Genomic DNA, 18,872 nt, shown 5'->3' on the forward strand with positions numbered 1-18,872 from the left:
TGCCAGTGCTTATCGTTCAATCTCCCAAGTCGCCATTTCCGAACAAGGTTCGTTCAACCCATGCAAGTGTCCAATTCCCGATCCCCTCGTCGCTGGCTCGTCGGCCTGCTGATCCTGCTGCTGGTGGCCTTGCTGGCCTGGTGGCTGTGGCCTGCGGCAACGCCTGCCCACAAAGCGGCCGGAGGCGGGCGCGGCGGCAAAGGCATGGGGATGGGCATGGGCCGGCCGGGCTTCGGCGGCTCCACCGACCCGGTGCCGGTGCGCGTCGAACCGGTGCGGGTGGGCGACTTCCCGCTCTACTACAAGGCCTTGGGCACGGTCACCGCGACCAACACGGTGAATGTGCGCAGCCGTGTGGCCGGCGAACTGGTCAAGATCCTCTTCAAGGAGGGCCAGCAGGTCAAGGCCGGCGACCTGCTCGCTGAAATCGACCCGCGCCCCTACCGCATCGCCCTGCAGCAGGCCGAAGGCACCCTGGCACAGAACCAGGCGCAACTGAAAAACGCCCAGGTCGACCTGGCCCGTTACAAGGGCCTGTACGCCCAGGACAGCATCGCCAAGCAGACCCTCGACACCGCCGAAGCCCAGGTCGCGCAGTTCCTGGGGCTGGTCAAGACCAACCAGGCCCAGGTCAATGATGCCCGCCTGAACCTCGATTTCACCCAGATTCGCGCGCCAATCAATGGCCGCGTGGGCCTGCGCCAGATCGACCTGGGCAACCTGGTGGCGGCCAACGACACCACCGCCCTGGTGGTGATCACCCAGACCGAGCCGATCAGTGTTGCCTTCACCCTGCCCGAAACCGAGCTGAGCACCGTGCTCGACCGTTACCGCAGCGGCGCCAGCCTGCCGGTCGAAGCCTGGGACCGCAGCGACAGCAAACTGCAGTCGACCGGTGTGCTGGGCAGCATCGACAACCAGATCGACACCACCACCGGTACCTTGAAGTTCAAGGGCCGCTTCGAGAACAAGGACCTGGCCCTGTTCCCCAACCAGTTCGTCAACGTGCGCCTGCTGGCCGACACCCTCAAGCAGGTGGTGATGGCGCCGGCAGCGGCCGTGCAGTTCGGCAACGACGGCACCTTCGCCTATGTGGTCAATGACCAGAGCACGGTCAATATCCGCAAGCTCAAGGTGGGTGCCAGCGATGGCCAGAACAGTGTCATCCTCGACGGCCTCAAGGCCGGTGAGCGCCTGGTGCTGGAAGGCACCGACCGCCTGCGTGAAGGCACCAAGGTCGAAGTGGTCGAAGACAGCTCGCAAGTGCCGACCACCCCCGGCCAGCACCTGCAGGGCCAGGACGCCAAGGGTTCGGCGCAGACCGATGAAGCACCTTCCGGCAAAGCGGCAGGCAAGGCGGGCGCATGAACCTGTCACGCCTCTTCATCCTCCGCCCGGTCGCCACCACGCTGACCATGCTGGCCATCGTCCTGGCCGGCCTGATCGCCTACAAGCTGCTGCCGGTGTCGGCCTTGCCCCAGGTCGACTACCCGACCATCCGGGTCATGACCCTTTACCCGGGCGCCAGCCCGCAGGTCATGACCAGTGCGGTCACCGCCCCGCTGGAGCGCCAGTTCGGCCAGATGCCGGGCCTCGAGCAGATGGCATCGACCAGTTCCGGTGGTGCCTCGGTGCTGACCCTGCGCTTCAGCCTGGACATGAACATGGATGTTGCCGAGCAACAGGTGCAGGCCGCGATCAACGCCGCCAGCAACCTGCTGCCCAGCGACCTGCCGGCGCCGCCGGTGTACAACAAGGTCAACCCGGCCGACACCCCGGTGCTCACCCTGGCCATCACCAGCAAGACCATGCCGCTGCCCAAGCTCAACGACCTGGTCGACACCCGCGTGGCGCAGAAGCTCGCGCAGATCAGTGGCGTGGGCATGGTCAGCATCGCCGGCGGCCAGCGCCAGGCCGTGCGGATCAAGGTCAACGTCGATGCGCTGGCGGCCAACGGCCTCAACCTCGACGACGTGCGCACCCTGATTGGCGCGTCCAACGTCAACCAGCCCAAGGGCAACTTTGATGGCCCGACCCGGGTATCGATGCTCGACGCCAACGACCAGCTGCGCTCGCCCGAGGAATACGCCAACCTCATCCTCGCCTACAACAATGGCGCGCCGCTGCGCCTGAAGGATGTTGCCGAGATCGTCGACGGCGCCGAGAACGAACGTTTGGCCGCCTGGGCCAACCAGAACCAGGCCGTGCTGCTGAACATCCAGCGTCAGCCGGGTGCCAACGTCATCGAGGTGGTCGACCGCATCAAGGAACTGCTGCCCTCGATCACCGACAACCTGCCGGCCGGCCTCGATGTCTCGGTGCTCACCGACCGCACCCAGACCATCCGCGCGGCGGTCAAGGACGTGCAGCATGAGCTGCTGATAGCGATCGTGCTGGTGGTCATGGTCACCTTCGTGTTCCTGCGCCGCTTCAGCGCCACGATCATTCCCTCGATCGCGGTACCGCTGTCACTGGTCGGCACCTTCGGCGTGATGTACCTGGCCGGCTTCTCGGTCAACAACCTGACGCTGATGGCCCTGACCATCGCCACCGGCTTCGTGGTCGACGACGCCATCGTCATGCTCGAGAACATCTCGCGCCACATCGAAGAAGGCGAAACGCCGCTGCAGGCAGCGCTGAAGGGCGCCAGGCAGATCGGCTTTACCCTGATCTCGCTGACCTTCTCGCTGATCGCCGTACTGATTCCGCTGCTGTTCATGGCCGACGTGGTCGGCCGCTTGTTCCGCGAATTCGCCATCACCCTGGCGGTGGCCATCCTGATTTCCCTGGTGGTGTCGCTGACCCTGACCCCGATGATGTGCGCGCGCCTGCTCAAGCGCGAGCCCAAGGAGGAAGAGCAGGGCCGTTTCTACCGCGCCAGCGGTGCCTGGATCGACTGGATGATCGAACACTACGGCCGCGGCCTGCAGTGGGTGCTCAAGCACCAGCCGCTGACCCTGCTGGTGGCCGTGGCCACCCTGGCGTTGACCGTGCTGCTGTACATGGTGGTGCCCAAGGGTTTCTTCCCTCAGCAGGACACGGGGGTGATCCAGGGTATTTCCGAAGCGCCGCAGTCGACTTCGTTCGCCGCCATGAGCGAGCGCCAGCAGGCCCTGAGCAAGGTCATCCTGCAGGACCCGGCAGTGCAGAGCCTGTCGTCCTACATCGGTGTCGACGGCGACAATGCCACGCTCAACAGCGGTCGCCTGCTGATCAACCTCAAGCCCCACGGCGAGCGTGACGTCACCGCCAGTGAAGTCATCAACCGCCTGCAACCGCAGCTCGACAAGCTGGTCGGTATCCGCCTGTTCATGCAGCCGGTGCAAGACTTGAGCATCGAGGACCGGGTCAGCCGCACCCAGTACCAGTTCAGCCTGTCGTCGCCCGATGCCGACCTGCTGGCGCAGTGGAGCGGCAAGCTGGTGCAGGCCCTGCAGGAACGCCCGGAACTGCAGGACGTGGCCAGTGACCTGCAGGACAAGGGCCTGCAGGTGTACCTGGTGATCGACCGTGACATGGCCAGCCGCCTGGGCATCACCGTGTCGCAGATCACCAACGCCCTGTACGACGCCTTCGGCCAACGGCAGATTTCCACCATCTACACCCAGGCCAGCCAGTACCGCGTGGTGCTGCAGGCGCAGGACGCGGCGGTCATCGGCCCGCAGGCGCTGGAGTCGATCCACGTCAAGGCCACCGATGGCGGCCAGGTGCGGCTATCGGCGCTGGCACGTATCGAGCAGCGCCAGGCGCAGCTGGCCATTTCGCACATCGGCCAGTTCCCGGCGGTGACCCTGTCGTTCAACCTGGCCCATGGTGCGTCGCTGGGCGAGGCGGTCAAGGCGATCGAACAGGTGCAGCAGGACATCGGCATGCCCCTCGGCGTGCAGACCCGCTTCCAGGGCGCCGCCGAAGCCTTCCAGGCCTCGCTGTCGAGCACCTTGCTGCTGATCCTGGCGGCCGTGGTGACCATGTACATCGTGCTGGGCGTGCTCTATGAGAGCTACATCCACCCGGTGACCATCCTCTCGACCTTGCCGTCGGCGGCGGTTGGTGCCTTGCTGGCGTTGATCCTCAGCGGCAACGACCTGGGCATGATCGCCATCATCGGCATCATCCTGCTGATCGGCATCGTCAAGAAGAACGCGATCATGATGATCGACTTCGCCCTCGAAGCCGAGCGCCACCAGGGCATGAGCCCGCGCGATGCGATCTACCAGGCGGCGCTGCTGCGCTTCCGGCCGATCCTGATGACCACCCTGGCCGCGCTGTTCGGCGCCGTGCCGCTGATGCTGGCCACCGGTTCCGGTGCCGAGCTGCGCCAGCCGCTGGGCCTGGTGATGGTCGGCGGCCTGCTGGTCAGCCAGGTGCTGACGCTGTTCACCACGCCGGTCATCTACCTGTACTTCGACCGATTGGCCCGCCGCTGGCGCCCGGCCGCTGACGCGCAGCAGGCCGAGGCATGAACCTGTCCGGACCCTTCATCCGCCGGCCAGTGGCGACCATGCTGCTGAGCCTGGCGATCATGCTGCTCGGCGGTGTCAGTTTCGGCCTGCTGCCGGTGTCGCCGTTGCCGCAGATGGACTTCCCGGTGATCGTGGTGCAAGCCAACCTGTCCGGGGCCAGCCCCGAGGTCATGGCCGCCACCGTGGCCACGCCGCTGGAGCGCAAGCTCGGCAGCATTGCTGGCGTCACCACCCTGACCAGCAGTTCCAACCAGGGCTCGACCCGGGTGATCATCGGCTTCGAGATGGGCCGTGACATCGACGGTGCTGCCCGTGAGGTGCAGGCGGCGATCAACGCCACGCGCAACCTGCTGCCCAGCGGCATGCGCAGCATGCCCACCTACAAGAAGATCAACCCGTCGCAGGCGCCGATCATGGTGCTCTCGCTGACCTCCAGCGTGTTGCAGAAGGGCCAGTTGTACGACCTGGCCGACACCATCCTGTCGCAGAGCCTGGCCCAGGTCAGCGGGGTAGGGGAAGTGCAGATCGGCGGCAGCTCGCTGCCAGCGGTACGCATTGCCGTGGAACCGCAGCTGCTCAACCAGTACAGCCTGTCGCTGGACGAAGTGCGCACGGCCGTGTCCAACGCCAACCAGCGCCGGCCCATGGGCTTTGTCGAGGATGCCGAGCGCAACTGGCAGGTGCGCGCCAACGACCAACTGGAAACGGCCAAGGACTACGAACCGATCGTGATCCGCCAGTCGAACGGCACCATCCTGCGCCTGTCTGACGTGGCCACCGTCACCGATGGCGTGGAGAACCGCTACAACAGTGGCTTCTTCAACGACCAGGCCGCGGTGCTGCTGGTGGTCAACCGCCAGACCGGCGCCAACATCATCGAGACCGTCGACCAGATCAAGGCACAGCTGCCGGCGTTGCAGTCGTTGCTGCCGGCCAACGTGCAACTGAACGTGGCCATGGACCGTTCGCCAGTGATCAAGGCCACCCTCAAGGAGGCCGAGCACACCCTGCTGATCGCCGTGGTGCTGGTGATCCTGGTGGTCTACCTGTTCCTTGGCAGCCTGCGCGCGTCGCTGATCCCCAGCCTGGCGGTGCCAGTGTCGCTGGTGGGCACTTTCGCGGTGATGTACCTGTGTGGTTTTTCGCTGAACAACCTGTCGCTGATGGCGCTGATCCTGGCTACCGGCCTGGTGGTGGACGATGCCATCGTGGTGCTGGAGAACATTTCCCGGCACATCGAGGACGGCCAGCCGCCCATGCGTGCGGCATTCCTCGGCGCCAGGGAAGTCGGCTTCACCTTGCTGTCGATGAACGTCTCGCTGGTGGCGGTTTTCGTCTCGATCCTGTTCATGGGCGGCATCGTGCGTAACCTGTTCCAGGAGTTCTCGATCACCCTGGCGGCGGCGATCATCGTCTCGCTGGTGGTGTCGCTGACCCTCACGCCAATGCTCTGTGCCCGTTGGCTCAAGCCCCACCGCGCCGAACCGACACGCCTGCAACGCTGGAGCGACACGGCTCACCAGCGCATGGTCGATGTCTACGACCGCAGCCTTGGCTGGGCCCTGCGCCACAAGCGCCTGACCCTGATCAGCCTGCTGGCGACCATCGGCCTGAACATCGCCCTGTACGTGGTGGTGCCCAAGACCCTGATGCCGCAACAGGACACTGGCCAGCTGATGGGCTTCATCCGCGGCGACGACGGCCTGTCGTTCAGCGTGATGCAGCCGAAGATGGAGATCTACCGCCGAGCCTTGCTCGCCGACCCGGCGGTGGAAAGCGTGGCCGGCTTCATCGGTGGCAACAGCGGCACCAACAACGCCATGGTGCTGGTGCGGCTGAAGCCGATCAACGAGCGCAAGCTCGATGCGCAGAAGGTGATCGAGCGCCTGCGCAAGGAAATGCCCAAGGTACCGGGTGGGCGGCTGTTCCTGATGGCCGACCAGGACCTGCAGCTGGGCGGCGGTGGCCGCGACCAGACCTCCTCGCAGTACCTGTATACCTTGCAGAGCGGCGACCTGGCAGCCCTGCGCCAGTGGTTCCCCAAGGTGGTCGCGGCCCTGCGCGCGTTGCCCGAACTGACCGCCATCGATGCCCGTGACGGCTCCGGTACCCAGCAGGTGACCCTGGTGGTCGACCGTGACCAGGCCAAGCGCCTGGGCATCGACATGGACATGGTCACCGCGGTGCTGAACAACGCCTACAGCCAGCGGCAGATCTCGACCATCTACGACAGCCTCAACCAGTATCAGGTGGTACTGGAAATCAACCCGAAATACGCGTGGGACCCGACCACCCTGGAGCAGGTACAGGTGATCACCAGTGACGGTGCGCGGGTACCGCTGTCGACCATTGCCCACTACGAGAACAGCCTGGCCAATGATCGGGTCAGCCATGAAGGCCAGTTCGCCTCCGAAGACATCGCCTTCGACGTTGCCGAAGGCTACAGCCCCGACCAGGCCATGGCCGCGGTGGAGCGGGAAGTGGCCAAGCTGGGCTTGCCCGAGGAATTGATCGCCAAGCTCGGCGGTACGGCCAGTGCCTTCGCCAAGACCCAGGAAGGGCAGCCGTTCATGATCCTGGGCGCCCTGGTGCTGGTGTACCTGGTGCTGGGCATCCTCTATGAAAGCTACATCCACCCGCTGACCATCCTCTCGACCTTGCCCTCGGCCGGCGTCGGTGCCTTGCTCGCGCTGTACGCCACGGGCGGCGAGTTCAGCCTGATCTCGTTGCTGGGCCTGTTCCTGCTGATCGGTGTGGTGAAGAAGAACGCCATCCTGATGATCGACCTGGCGCTGCAGCTAGAGCGCCACCAGGGCCTGAGCCCGGAAGAGTCGATCCGCCGCGCCTGCCTGCTGCGCCTGCGGCCGATCCTGATGACCACCCTGGCGGCCATCCTTGGTGCCTTGCCGCTGCTGATCAGCCGCGCCGAAGGTGCGGAGATGCGTCAGCCGTTGGGCCTGACCATCATCGGCGGCCTGGTCGTCAGCCAACTGCTGACCCTTTACACGACGCCGGTGGTGTACCTGTACCTGGACCGCCTGCGCCACCGATTCAACCATTGGCGCGGTATCCGCACCGACGCCGCCCTGGACACACCGCTATGAACTTCGCCCAGACCCGACTTCACCGTGCCTTGCAGCTGCTGACCCGTGGGCGGGGCTCACGCCTGGCCGGCGCCGGGTTGTGCGTGGCCATGCTCAGCGCCTGTACCCTGAGCCCGGACTACCACCGCCCGGAACTGAGCACGCCGGCACAGTACAAGCAGGCCGAAGGCTGGACCCAGGCCAACCCGTCCGATGCCATCGCCCGTGGCGCCTGGTGGGAGATCTACGGCGACGCCGGGCTGAATGCGCTGGTCGAGGAACTCAACCGCAGCAACCAGACCGTCGCGCAATCGGAAGCCCAGTACCGCCAGGCCCAGGCCCTGGTCCGCAGCAGCCGGGCGTCGCTGTTCCCCAGCCTGGACCTGAGCGCCAGCAAGAACCGCTCGGCGCAAGGCACCGGCAGCTCCAGTTCGAGCCTGTCCAACAACAGCAGCGGTATCCGCAACACCTACAACGCGCAACTCGGCGTCAGCTGGGAAGTCGACCTGTGGGGCAAGCTGCGCGAGACCCTGAACGCCAACGAGGCCAACGCCGAAGCCAGCTTCGCCGACCTGGCCGCGATCCGCCTCAGTCAGCAGTCCGAGCTGGTACAGAACTACCTGCAGCTACGGGTGATCGACGAGCAGAAGCGCTTGCTGGAGGCGACCGTCGCGACCTATGCGCGTTCGCTGCAGATGAACGAAAACCAGTACCGCGCCGGCGTCGCCGGCCCGGATGCGGTGGCCCAGGCGCGTACCCAGCTGAAGTCCACCCAGGCCGACCTGATCGACCTGATCTGGCAACGTGCGCAGTTCGAGAACGCCATCGCCGTCTTGCTCGGCAAGGCCCCGGCAGAGTTCTCCCTGGCCGATAGCAAGACCATTCCGGCGCTGCCGCAGATCCCGGTGACGCTGCCGTCGCAACTGCTCGAACGCCGCCCCGACATCGCCTCGGCCGAACGCAACGTGATGGCTGCCAATGCCAACATCGGCGTGGCCCGTGCCGCCTACTTCCCGGACTTGAGCCTGAGCATGAGCGGCGGTTATTCCAGCAGCAGCTTCAGCAACTGGATCGAGCTGCCCAACCGTTACTGGTCGGTGGGGCCGCAACTGGCGCTGACCTTGTTCGACGCCGGCAAGCGCAGCGCCGAGGTCGACCGCACCCGGGCGGTGTATGACCAGACTGTGGCGCAGTACCGCCAGACCGTGCTCGACGGCTTCAAGGAGGTGGAGAACTTCCTGGTGCAGTTGAAGGTGTATGCCGACGAAGCCGTGGTGCGGCAGGAAGCGCTGGATGCGGCACGCGAATCGTTGCGCCTGACCGAGAACCAGTACCGGGCTGGCCTGATCGGTTACCTCGATGTGGTCAACGTGCAGACCACCGCGCTGAGTAACGAACGCAGTGCACTGACCCTGCTGGAAGGGCGGCTGGTAGCCAGCGTGCAGCTGATTGCCGCGCTGGGCGGTGGCTGGGATGCCGAACAGGCGTTTGCCCAACAGGACTAAGGCACGTTCATTGTAGGAGCGGCCTTGTGTCGCGAAAGGGCCGCAAAGCGGCCCCTGGATATCAGCAACGGTGCACAAATTGCTGGGGCCGCCTTGCGGCCCTTTCGCGACACAAGGCCGCTCCTACAAGATGCGGGCCAGCCGACAAATGGCAATGTGCCTTCATTTCGTGATGAAAGCGCTCTAATTCGAGTATTTCGAAATCCCTTGCCATTCGTCGGAGCCATTCCCATTCGCACAAACCCCGTGCGTTTCGCCAAAGCTTGAGTACAATCGTCAGTTTTTTCGGGCCCCCTGTCCCGAGCTGGATTTTCCAATGCTGACCGGTAGTTACTCCTCCGCGCTGGTGCTGATCTCACTCTGCGTAGCCATCCTTGCTTCTTACACCGCCCTTGACCTCACTGGCCGTATCGCCACGGCCAAGGGCCGAGCCGTGCACCTGTGGATGGGAGGGGGCGCGCTGGCCATGGGCATCGGCGTCTGGTCGATGCACTTCATCGGCATGCTCGCCTTCAGCCTGCCCATCGCTCTGGGCTATGACATCGGCCTGACCGCGTTGTCGCTGGTGATCGCCGTACTGTCTTCCGGCTTCGCCCTGTGGCTGGTGAGCCAGCCAAGCCTGCCCCGGACGCAGCTGGCTTTCGGCGCCCTGATCATGGGTTCCGGCATCGCCTGCATGCACTACACCGGCATGGCGGCGCTGCGCATGCTGCCCGGCATCGACTATGACCCGACCTTGTTCGGCGCCTCGCTGGCCATAGCGGTAGGTGCTTCGGCGGCCGCGCTTTGGATTGCCTTCCGCCTGCGCCAGCACACCCCCTACGTGCGCCAGGTCCGCGGCCTGGCGGCCATGGTGATGGGCGTTGCCATCGTTGGCATGCATTACACCGGCATGGCCGCGGCGAATTTCCCCGAGGGCAGCTACTGCGGCGCGCTGATGAGCGGCCTGCAGGGCGATGGCCTGGTCTATCTGGTGTTGATCACCACCTTGGCGGTGCTGGCCGTGGCGTTGCTCACTTCGGTGCTGGATGCGCGCCTTGAAGCGCGCACGGCAGCACTGGCCCACTCGTTGACCCTGGCCAACCAGGAGCTGACCCAGCTGGCGCTGCACGACACCTTGACCGGGCTGCCCAACCGCACACTGCTGTCTGACCGTATCGATCAGGCGATTGGCAAGGTGGCGGAGCAGGGTGGCTGCTTTGCGCTGATGTTCATCGACCTGGATGGTTTCAAACCAGTCAACGACGCCTTTGGCCACCATGTCGGCGACCTGTTGCTCAAGGCCGTGGCGGCCCGCCTGCGTGGCCATCTGCACAGCCAGGACACCTTGGCGCGGATCGGCGGTGACGAGTTCGTGCTGCTGGTGGAGCTGCAGGAACCGGAAGACGCCATGGATGTGGCGGTCAAGCAGGTCAACCTGGTGTCGCGCGCCTTCCGCGTCGCCGAGCACGACCTGCAACTCACAGCCAGCCTGGGCATCGTGCTGTACCCCGGCAACGGCCAGGATCAGCTCGAACTGCTGCGCAACGCCGACGCTGCCATGTACCACGCCAAGAGCGCCGGCAAGAACGGTTACAGCTTCTTCGACGTGTCGATGAACAGCAACGCCCGGCAACAGTTGCAGCTGCTGCAGGACCTGCGGGCGGCCCTCGAACAGGGTCAGTTCCGCCTGCACTACCAGCCCAAGTTCGACGCCCAGGCTTGCACGCCGATCGGTGCCGAAGCCTTGCTGCGCTGGGAACACCCACAGCACGGCCTGATGCTCCCGGACCGTTTCATTGGCCTGGCGGAGAAGACCGGCCTGATCATCCCGATCGGTGAATGGGTGCTGGTTGAAGCCTGCCGGCAGATGCGCCAGTGGCTCGAGCAGGGGCATGGCGATTGGCGCATGGCGGTCAACCTGTCGGCCATCCAGTTCTGCCATGTCGGCCTGGTCGACAGTGTCGCCCGCGCCCTGAAGGAAAACGGCCTGCCGGCCAACCGGCTGACCCTGGAAATCACCGAAACCACGGCCATGCACGACGCCGATGCCAGCCTGACCGTGCTGCAGCGGCTGTCCGACATGGGTGTCGACTTGTCGATCGATGACTTCGGCACTGGCTATTCGAGCCTGATGTACCTCAAGCGCCTGCCGGCCAACGAGCTGAAGATCGACCGTGGTTTCGTGCGCGACCTGGAGCAGGACAGCGACGACGCGGCGATTGTCTCGGCAATCGTCGCCCTGGGCCAGGCGCTGGGCCTGCGCATCGTTGCCGAAGGGGTGGAAACCAACCGCCAGCAGGACTTCCTGACCCGTCTGGGCTGTGATTCGCTGCAAGGCTATCTGCTCGGTCAGCCGGTGCCGGCCGAGCAGTTCATGGGCAGATTGCAGGCGTTGCGCGAAGAAAGCGAAGCGGCGGTCTAGCCCGCATCCAGCAGGGTGAAGGGTGCGGCAAAGGCTTCCATCTCGGCCTCCACGGCCTCGATGATGCGTTCGACATCGGCTGCGGCCATGATTGCCGTGCAGGGGATGCCGGCAATGGCCAGCAGGGTCTCGCCCGTGGCCCGGTCGAACAGCCGTGCAACCATGCTGCGCGGTGCATCCATGCTGGCTTCGAAGCCCAGCGGATGGAAATGCCAGCGCATCACCTGGCAGGCGTTGGGGAACGTCATCTTGTTCAAGCCAGCCTCCTTGTCCTTGCCTGGACGCGGTGATCGGCCGCCGCTCGCTCGGCCGTCGGGAACCTAACCATAGCACCTGCCACAGCCCATGTTCGGTCCAGGACAAGACAAATGTATGAATGCATGACAGCGTTCACACCCCTGTCATGCCAGCCGTTTGGCAGCAAATGGCCACGCAAACGTTTTCCCCGCACGATGCCCGCATGGTTGCCGATGTCTTCTGCTACTTTTATCCACATTCGGCGCACAGCGTTTTCGGACGAGCGGTGCGAGCTGGGCAGACAGGGAGACAGTCATGCGTTATTCCACGCTCACCCAACGCATCGCCGGCGAAGCCGTCGCGGCATGGGACATCCACTACCAGGCCCAGGCTTTGCGTCGCGAGGGACGCGAGATCTTCCTGCTATCGGTGGGCGATCCGGACTTCGATACGCCTACACCGGTGGTCGACGCGGCGATCGCCAGCCTGCAGCGCGGCGAAACCCATTACAGCGATGTGCACGGCAGCCTGGCGCTGCGCCAGGCGATTGCCCGGCGCACGGGCGCGCAGGTCTCGGCCGACCAGGTGATGGTCCTCGCCGGTGCCCAGTGCGCGCTGTACGCGGTTTGCCAATGCCTGTTCGAACACGGTGACGAAGTGATCGTCGCCGAACCCATGTATGTCACCTATCAAGGCGTGCTCGCTGCCTGCGGGGCACAGCCCGTGCAGGTAGCGGTCAGCCCGGAACAGGGCTTTCGCCTTGACCCGCTGGCGGTGGCCCGGGCGATCACCCCGCGTACCCGTGGCCTGCTGCTGAACACCCCGCACAATCCCACCGGCGCCGCCATTTCGCCGCAGGACATGGCGCTGCTGGCGCAGCTGTGCCGTGAACATGACCTGTGGCTGGTGTGTGACCAGGTGTACAGCGGCTTGCTGTTCGATGGCGAACCGGCAGACCCGCTCGGCTTGCCGGGCATGGCCGAGCGCTGCGTGCTGATTGACAGCGTGTCCAAGTCCCACGCCATGAGCGGATGGCGGGTGGGCTGGGTGGTGGGCCCGCAACCGTTGATTGCGCACCTCGCCACCCTGGCCATGGCGATGCTGTTCGGCTTGCCGGAGTTTGTCATGGCCGCTGTCTGCGTGGCGCTGGAGCAGGACCTGCCGGCCGTTCACGCGATGCGCGAGGCCTATCGCCAGCGGCGCGACCGGGTCTGTGCAGCCCTGGCGGACTGCCCAGGAGTGCTCGCTCATCGACCGGCAGGCGGTATGTTCGTCATGCTCGATATCCGGGCCACCGGGCTCAGCGCCCAGGCCTTCGCCCAGCGCCTGCTGTTGGAGGAGGGGGTTTCACTTTTACCAGGGGATGCGTTCGGCCCCAGTGCGGCGGGCCATGTACGTATGGGGCTGGTGCTCGATGCCAAGCGCCTGGAATACGCCTGCCAGCGCATTGCCGCCTGCGCCGGGCGCGTACTAGCCGAGCAGGCCTGCCGCAATATTGATGGTGAAACCCAGAATCGCCGTATTGAACACAAAGCCTACCAATGAGTGCGCCAGCACCACCCGGCGCATGCCGCGCCCGCCGACGCCGATATCGGAGGTCTGCACGGCAACGCTGATGGTGAACGAGAAGTAGTGGAAGTCCCAGTAATCCGGGTTGCACTCACCGTCGGGGAAGCGCAGTGCCGGTGCGTTGCGCTCGCCGGTGTAGAACAGGCGGGCGTAGTGCAGGCTGAAGATGCAGCCGATCAGCAGCCAGGATCCGGCCACGGTCAGCCCGGTGTAAAGGTAGTGCAAGGCCAGCGCGCTGCCTTGCAGGCCGCGGCTGGAAACCAGTTGCAGGGTCACGGCGGCCAGGCTGGCGATGGCGGCGATGCACACAGTTAGCAACACCAGGCCGGCATTTTCGTCCTCGACCCGGGCGATCTTGCGCACCTTGTCGGGGCCGGCTCGCCAGGTCAGCCACAGAACCAGCAGCAGATAAAGCCAGACGCCCAGGTTCCAGCCCGCGAGGATGCGCTGCACGGTATCGTCGGCAGGGATCAGCCAGGCGCCAAGGAGGCCGACCAGTGCGGCGATGCTAAGGCGTGGGTGAGTACGGGTCAGGCGATGGAAAACCATAGGGGCTCGCTGCAGTCTGCTTGGTCTGAACTCTAGACCACAGATCGCCCCGACCGCCTTGCGTTCGATCAATCGGCGCGGTTTACGGTACCATTGCGCGCCGTCGCTTCGTTTCGCTTCAGGATTCACGTTTTGTCCGACCTCTCGCAAAATCCACTGCTGCAGTACCTCGCCCGGCTGGCACCCTCCAGCCAGCAGACCATGCGTTACATCCTCCAGGATGCCGCCGACCGGCTCGGCTTCGTCGACTGCAACCTTGTCGATGTGCCGTGGCACCGGCTCGAGCCTGGCCATGTGATTGCGCTGGTGGCAGCATTGCGTGCCGATGGTTATGCGCCGAACAGTTCCTCGCTGTATGTCAACGCGGTCCGCGGGGTGATGAACGAGGCGTGGCGCCAGGGCCTGATCGACCATGAGCAGCTGTTGCGCATCCGCGAGGTGAAGCCAGCGTCCGGCAGCCGCCTGCCGCCCGGGCGCAACCTGCGGCGCAGCCTGATCCGCGAACTGATGGACTTGTGCGAGGCCGATCCGCGGCCACAGGGCGTGCGCGATGCGGCGATCATCGCCTTGCTCTACGGCACCGGCATGCGCAAGTCGGAGTCGGTGGACATCGACCTCAGCCAGGTCGACTTCGAGGCGCGCAGCCTGCAGGTCACGGGCAAGGGCAACCGGCAGTTGATCAAGTATGCCCCGGCCTGGGCGTTCGAGAAGCTGCAGGCCTGGCTGGACCTGCGCCGGGAGGCGTTGCCCGAAGGGGCGTCGGACGACCCGTTCCTGTTCAACCGCATTCGCCGTGGCAACCACATCACCCGTGCACGCATCACCAAGCATGCGATCTATTACATCGCCCGCCAGCGCGGTGCCCAGGTGGGGGTGAAGATCATGCCCCACGACTTTCGCCGGGCGTTCATCACCCGGGTGATCGAAGAGCATGACCTGTCGATCGCGCAGAAGCTCGCACACCATGCCAACATCCAGACCACCGCCAGTTATGACCGGCGCGATGACAACGAACGGCGGCGTGCGGTGGATCGTTTCGACTACTGAGGTCAGTGAATACTCGAAGCCAGGTCGAAGATCGGCATGTACATCAGGATCACGATCACCCCGATCAGCAGCCCGATGAAGGTCATCAGCAGCGGCTCGAACAGTTTCACGAACCATTCCACCCAGCGGCCGATTTCCTGATCATGGAAATCCGCGCAGCGCTCGAGCATTTCCCCCAGGTTTCCCGATTGCTCTCCCGCCCGCAGCAGCCGCAGCGACACAGGCGTGACCAACTGCCCGGCTTCCAGTGCGTCCGACAACGGCAGCCCTTCACCGACGCGCCGGCTGGCCTGTTCAAGGCCTTGCGCCGAAGCGCTGCCGAGCAACCCGTGGGCCATGCCCATGGCGGTGAGAATCGGGATGCCGCCCTGCAGCAGGATACCCAGGGAGCGGTAGAAGCGCGCCAGTTCATACATCACCAGGCGCTGATGCAGGGCCGGCAATCGTCGCAATTGCCGTGATGCACAGCGCCGGACCAGCGGGTTGCGGCGCAGTACCACCAGCGTCCCGATGCCGCCCGCAACGGCCAGTGCCAGCGGCAGTTGCTGGGCATGCAGGAACAGGCCGATGTCCATCAGCACCCGGGACATCCAGGGCAGTTCGCTGCCCATGCCCTCGAACACCAGGCTGAAACGCGGCACCACATAGCCGAGCAGGAACAGCACCACGCCGCCGCCAACCAGCAACAGCAGCAACGGGTAGACCGAAGCGCCCACCAGTTTCTGCCGGACCAGGTCCAGGCGCTGGCGATAGCCGATGTAGCGGGCCAGGGCATCGCCCAGCGCGCCGGTGCGCTCGCTGGACTGCACCAGCGCCACGTACAGCGGCGGGAATACCCGCGGCTGCTGCGCCAACGACTGGGACAGCGAGTGGCCTTCATAGAGCTGGCGCACCAGTTCGGTCAAGACTTTGCGCGAGGCGCCGACGGGGGACTTTTCCGCCAGGCTTTCCAGCGCATCGATCAGCGGCAGGCCGGCGTGCAGCAGGGTGGTCAGTTCCTGGCTGAACAGCACCAGGTCGAAGGTCGCCGCGCGACGCCAGGCCAGGCCGCCCAGGGCTTTGCCCTGGCCGCGCACGCTGACCACTCGCAGCCCCTGGTTCTCGGCCTGGCGACGCGCGTGTTCGGCATCCTCGGCGTCGATCTGCAACTGCACGATGCCCTGTCTGCCGAGGGCCTTGAGGCTATAGCGCATGTTCGTTCTCCTCATTGCCAACTGGTGATTTCAGCGTTCTCGCCATCGCCGCCGGGCTGGCCGTCCTTGCCCATCGACAGCAGATCGTACTCACCCCCGTTTTCGCCAGGCTGACGGTAGATGTAAGCGCGGCCCCATGGGTCTTGCGGCACGGCCTTCTGCAGGTAGGGCCCCGACCAGTGCGACTCGCCACTGGGGGCGCTGACCAGCGCCTGTAGGCCCTGTTCGCTGGTGGGGTAATGGCCCACCTCCAGGCGGTACAGGTCCAGGGCCTTGCCCAGGCCTTCGATCTGCGCCTTCGCCACCTTGGCTTCCGAGCGACCGAGCTGGCTGAAGTACTTGGGCGCGACGATACCGGCCAACAAACCGAGCACCACCAGGACCACCAGGAGTTCAAGCAGGGTGAAGCCACGTTGGGGATTGGATCTGCGCTGCATGGTGAAGCCCTCCGCTGCATGGGGACACGCGTTTTCAAGCCACATGCAACAGACGTGCACGTCTGCCTCGGGGCCTTGCGCCATGCGCCATGGCAAGCGGCACGGTGCTTGCGTCGAAGCAGAAAAACCCGGGTTTTCCGGGGCATTTCCCCCATATCGGGGGGGCACGGCGGGGAGGCGACCGACATGCGTGTGGTGATCCTGGTAGTGACCTGGCTGGTGGCGGCAAGCGCCCAGGCCGACATGTACATTTCCATCGATGCCAAGGGTGGCTATGTACTGAGCAACGTCCACCGGCCAGGACGCCATTACGAACGGGTGATCAGCGAACCGCTTGCCCAGGCTGGCCCGGCCGATGCCCAGTTGATCACCGGGCGGCCCTATGCCGAACTGGTGGCGGCGGCGGCCCGCGATTACGATGTGCCGCTGGCGCTGCTGCATGCGCTGATCAAGGCCGAATCAGGCTACAACCCGAAGGCCCGCTCGGCGGCCGGGGCAGTGGGGCTGATGCAGCTGATGCCGGACACGGCCAAGGAGATGGGTGTGGAAAACATCCTTGACCCCGAAGACAACGTGCAGGGCGGGGCGCGCTACCTCAAACGCATGCTGACCCTGTTCGACAATGACATCACCCTGGCCGTGGCGGCCTACAACGCAGGCCCCGATGCCGTGCGGCGGCGCGGTGCGGTACCGCCGTTCGCCGAGACCCGCCGCTATGTGCCAAACGTGTTGCGTGAATACCGCAAGCTGCAGGGGCTGGCCGATGACTCACCCCTCTGAGCGGGCCTTGCGTCGCGAAAGTGGTGCAACTCGTCCCCAATCAATGCCATGGTTACCCAACTCTGGGCTATAACCTTTCAAAAGGTGCCCAGCAGTGGAGTCCGTCATGGACGTCGCCCCCCGTTCCGATGTACTTGAGGCGCCTACGGGCACCGACGCCGCCCCGCGCAGGCCGTTCAACCTGCTGCGCTGGTACGCCTGGGTGAGCCTGGCGATCATCCTCTCGGTGGCTGCGGGCCTGGGGCTGATTTCCAGCCGCTTCATCATCGATGAGAGCATCGAGCGTGACGCCTTGCTCACCGCGCAGTTCATCACCTCGATTGCCGACGCCGAAGTGCGCCATGTGTCGATTCCCAATGTGCGCACCATGGGCGAACTGCTCGACCCACGCACCGATCTTACCGCCATGCCCGATGTCGACCCGGAAGCGCGGCGCAAGGCCCGCGGTGAATTCCTCGACCATGTCGCCCACCTGCCGGACATGCTGCTGGCCAACATCTATGCCCCGGACCGTACGGTGATCTGGTCGAGCAACCCGGCGCTGGTGGGCAAGCTGATCGAAGGCGATGACGACCTGGACCGCGCCTTCGAATACAAGATGCGCGTCTCGGCCAGCTATCACAATTTCGAGCAGGCACGCACTGAACAGAAGTTCGTGACCCCGCCGGAACAGCTGTTCATCGAAAACTACATCCCCTTGTTCGATGCCGATGGCGATAGCGTCACGGCAATGGTGGAAATCTACAAGGAGCCCCACGACCTGATCGTGCGCATCGAACATGGGCTGATCCTGATCTGGCTGGCCATCACCGTCGGTGCTGCGCTGGTCTATATCGGCCTGTACGGCATCATGCGCCGCGCCGCGCGGGTGATGGCGGTGCAGCAGAAACGGCTGATCAACAGCGAGACCTACGTGGCCCTTGGCGAGGTGTCCTCGGCGGTGGCCCACAGCCTGCGCAACCCGTTGGCCAGCATCCGCTCCAGCGCCGAACTGGCCCAGGCTTTCGATGAAGGCCCGGCGCAGCGCAACATCAATGACATCATTAGCCAGGTCGACCGCATGTCGCAGTGGATTCGCCAGCTGCTGCAGTCGTTGAGGCCGCTGAATGACGAAGCGGTGCCGGTCGACTTGCCCCAGGCCCTGCAGGAAAGCCTGCAGAGTTTCGCCGTGCCGCTGGCCCGCAGTGGGGTAACCCTGGACCTGCGACCGTTACCGCCGGTGCAGGTACTCGGCCACCCGGCGCTGCTCGGGCAGATTTTCAACAGCCTGATCGCCAATGCCCTGGAGGCGATGGAGCAGGGCGGGCGCTTGCGTATCGAGGTCGTCAAGCGCGACCGGCGCAGCCTCACCTTGCGCATTGCCGATACCGGCAAGGGCATGAACGAAAAGCAGCAGCGCCTGGCCTTCAGGCCATTTTTCAGTACCAAGCAAGGCGGGTTGGGTGTGGGGCTGGTGCTGGTCAAGCGCATCATGGAGCGCTTTGGCGGTTCAGTCCGGTTGAGCAGCAGCGTGGGCCATGGCACGCGGGTCTCGCTCACCTTTCGGTTGGTGCGTTCGTAATAAGAAACATCATTATTACGATGTAAGGTAATGATTTATATAGA

The 18,872-nt window shown here is 64.9% G+C and carries 13 protein-coding genes; 9 read left to right on the forward strand and 4 right to left on the reverse strand.

Annotation, left to right across the window (positions count from 1 at the left end):
- The first annotated feature begins 60 nt into the window (after window positions 1–60).
- The 5 genes from ACIPZ8_RS25000 to ACIPZ8_RS25020 all read left to right on the forward strand — a co-directional run bounded on the left by ACIPZ8_RS25000 (window position 61) and on the right by ACIPZ8_RS25020 (window position 11,455).
- Window positions 61–1,368, forward strand: coding sequence for an MdtA/MuxA family multidrug efflux RND transporter periplasmic adaptor subunit (locus ACIPZ8_RS25000; RefSeq protein ID WP_400728979.1), 1,308 nt, complete (start codon window positions 61–63; stop codon window positions 1,366–1,368).
- Entirely contained in the window at window positions 1,365–4,463 is a 3,099-nt protein-coding gene (locus ACIPZ8_RS25005) for an MdtB/MuxB family multidrug efflux RND transporter permease subunit (protein ID WP_400728982.1), read from the forward strand. The genes ACIPZ8_RS25000 and ACIPZ8_RS25005 overlap by 4 nt, the downstream gene beginning before the upstream one ends.
- Window positions 4,460–7,567: an efflux RND transporter permease subunit gene (locus ACIPZ8_RS25010; RefSeq protein ID WP_400728985.1), complete on the forward strand. Its 3,108-nt coding sequence runs from the start codon at window positions 4,460–4,462 to the stop codon at window positions 7,565–7,567. Before ACIPZ8_RS25005 ends, ACIPZ8_RS25010 begins: the two co-directional genes overlap by 4 nt.
- A complete protein-coding gene (locus tag ACIPZ8_RS25015; RefSeq protein ID WP_400728988.1) occupies window positions 7,564–9,051 on the forward strand; it encodes an efflux transporter outer membrane subunit in 1,488 nt (495 codons plus the stop codon). Before ACIPZ8_RS25010 ends, ACIPZ8_RS25015 begins: the two co-directional genes overlap by 4 nt.
- A gap of 316 nt (window positions 9,052–9,367) precedes the next feature.
- Entirely contained in the window at window positions 9,368–11,455 is a 2,088-nt protein-coding gene (locus ACIPZ8_RS25020) for a putative bifunctional diguanylate cyclase/phosphodiesterase (protein ID WP_400728991.1), read from the forward strand.
- On the opposite strand, the gene ACIPZ8_RS25025 is transcribed toward ACIPZ8_RS25020, so the two are convergent.
- Complete coding sequence (locus ACIPZ8_RS25025) at window positions 11,452–11,712, reverse strand: DUF1652 domain-containing protein (protein WP_400728994.1); 261 nt, start codon at window positions 11,710–11,712, stop codon at window positions 11,452–11,454. The genes ACIPZ8_RS25020 and ACIPZ8_RS25025 overlap by 4 nt on opposite strands.
- A gap of 295 nt (window positions 11,713–12,007) precedes the next feature.
- On the opposite strand from ACIPZ8_RS25025, the gene ACIPZ8_RS25030 reads away from it, so the two are divergent.
- Entirely contained in the window at window positions 12,008–13,237 is a 1,230-nt protein-coding gene (locus ACIPZ8_RS25030; RefSeq protein ID WP_400728997.1) for a pyridoxal phosphate-dependent aminotransferase, read from the forward strand.
- Here ACIPZ8_RS25030 and ACIPZ8_RS25035 read toward each other — a convergent pair.
- Window positions 13,163–13,810 (reverse strand): DUF1345 domain-containing protein, encoded by a 648-nt coding sequence (locus tag ACIPZ8_RS25035; RefSeq protein WP_400729000.1) that lies wholly within the window; start codon window positions 13,808–13,810, stop codon window positions 13,163–13,165. The two genes, ACIPZ8_RS25030 and ACIPZ8_RS25035, sit on opposite strands and share 75 nt — an antisense overlap.
- A gap of 132 nt (window positions 13,811–13,942) precedes the next feature.
- On the opposite strand from ACIPZ8_RS25035, the gene xerC reads away from it, so the two are divergent.
- The gene (xerC, locus tag ACIPZ8_RS25040) at window positions 13,943–14,857 is read left to right on the forward strand and encodes a tyrosine recombinase XerC (protein WP_400729003.1); all 915 of its coding nucleotides are present in this window, start codon (window positions 13,943–13,945) and stop codon (window positions 14,855–14,857) included.
- 2 nt (window positions 14,858–14,859) lie between these two features.
- Here the strand turns inward: xerC and ACIPZ8_RS25045 are convergent, their stop codons facing one another.
- Window positions 14,860–16,050 (reverse strand): type II secretion system F family protein, encoded by a 1,191-nt coding sequence (locus tag ACIPZ8_RS25045; protein WP_400729006.1) that lies wholly within the window; start codon window positions 16,048–16,050, stop codon window positions 14,860–14,862.
- 11 nt (window positions 16,051–16,061) lie between these two features.
- Window positions 16,062–16,487, reverse strand: a complete 426-nt coding sequence (gene gspG / locus ACIPZ8_RS25050) for a type II secretion system major pseudopilin GspG (protein ID WP_400729009.1) — start codon at window positions 16,485–16,487, stop codon at window positions 16,062–16,064.
- Window positions 16,488–16,673: 186 nt separating this feature from the next.
- Between gspG and ACIPZ8_RS25055 the strand changes: the two genes are divergently transcribed.
- Both ACIPZ8_RS25055 and ACIPZ8_RS25060 read left to right on the forward strand, forming a co-directional pair.
- Window positions 16,674–17,267 carry a lytic transglycosylase domain-containing protein gene (locus ACIPZ8_RS25055; RefSeq protein WP_400729012.1) on the forward strand — a complete coding sequence of 198 codons (594 nt, stop codon included), beginning with the start codon at window positions 16,674–16,676 and terminating at the stop codon, window positions 17,265–17,267.
- Window positions 17,268–17,373: 106 nt separating this feature from the next.
- A complete protein-coding gene (locus ACIPZ8_RS25060; protein ID WP_400729015.1) occupies window positions 17,374–18,828 on the forward strand; it encodes a sensor histidine kinase in 1,455 nt (484 codons plus the stop codon).
- The last annotated feature ends 44 nt before the right edge of the window (window positions 18,829–18,872 follow it).

Origin of the sequence: Pseudomonas sp. NPDC089422, from assembly GCF_044749405.1 — a bacterium.
Taxonomy (GTDB): domain Bacteria; phylum Pseudomonadota; class Gammaproteobacteria; order Pseudomonadales; family Pseudomonadaceae; genus Aquipseudomonas.

What these genes read in the sequence shown, in the direction of transcription:
- ACIPZ8_RS25000 (WP_400728979.1), top strand. Translation starts at nt 61, where the DNA reads ATGCAAGTGTCCAATTCCCGATCCCCTCGTCGCTGGCTCGTCGGCCTG.
- ACIPZ8_RS25005 (WP_400728982.1), top strand. Translation starts at nt 1,365, where the DNA reads ATGAACCTGTCACGCCTCTTCATCCTCCGCCCGGTCGCCACCACGCTG.
- ACIPZ8_RS25010 (WP_400728985.1), top strand. Translation starts at nt 4,460, where the DNA reads ATGAACCTGTCCGGACCCTTCATCCGCCGGCCAGTGGCGACCATGCTG.
- ACIPZ8_RS25015 (WP_400728988.1), top strand. Translation starts at nt 7,564, where the DNA reads ATGAACTTCGCCCAGACCCGACTTCACCGTGCCTTGCAGCTGCTGACC.
- ACIPZ8_RS25020 (WP_400728991.1), top strand. Translation starts at nt 9,368, where the DNA reads ATGCTGACCGGTAGTTACTCCTCCGCGCTGGTGCTGATCTCACTCTGC.
- ACIPZ8_RS25030 (WP_400728997.1), top strand. Translation starts at nt 12,008, where the DNA reads ATGCGTTATTCCACGCTCACCCAACGCATCGCCGGCGAAGCCGTCGCG.
- ACIPZ8_RS25035 (WP_400729000.1), bottom strand. Translation starts at nt 13,810, where the DNA reads ATGGTTTTCCATCGCCTGACCCGTACTCACCCACGCCTTAGCATCGCC.
- ACIPZ8_RS25045 (WP_400729006.1), bottom strand. Translation starts at nt 16,050, where the DNA reads ATGCGCTATAGCCTCAAGGCCCTCGGCAGACAGGGCATCGTGCAGTTG.
- gspG (WP_400729009.1), bottom strand. Translation starts at nt 16,487, where the DNA reads ATGCAGCGCAGATCCAATCCCCAACGTGGCTTCACCCTGCTTGAACTC.
- ACIPZ8_RS25055 (WP_400729012.1), top strand. Translation starts at nt 16,674, where the DNA reads ATGCGTGTGGTGATCCTGGTAGTGACCTGGCTGGTGGCGGCAAGCGCC.
- ACIPZ8_RS25060 (WP_400729015.1), top strand. Translation starts at nt 17,374, where the DNA reads ATGGACGTCGCCCCCCGTTCCGATGTACTTGAGGCGCCTACGGGCACC.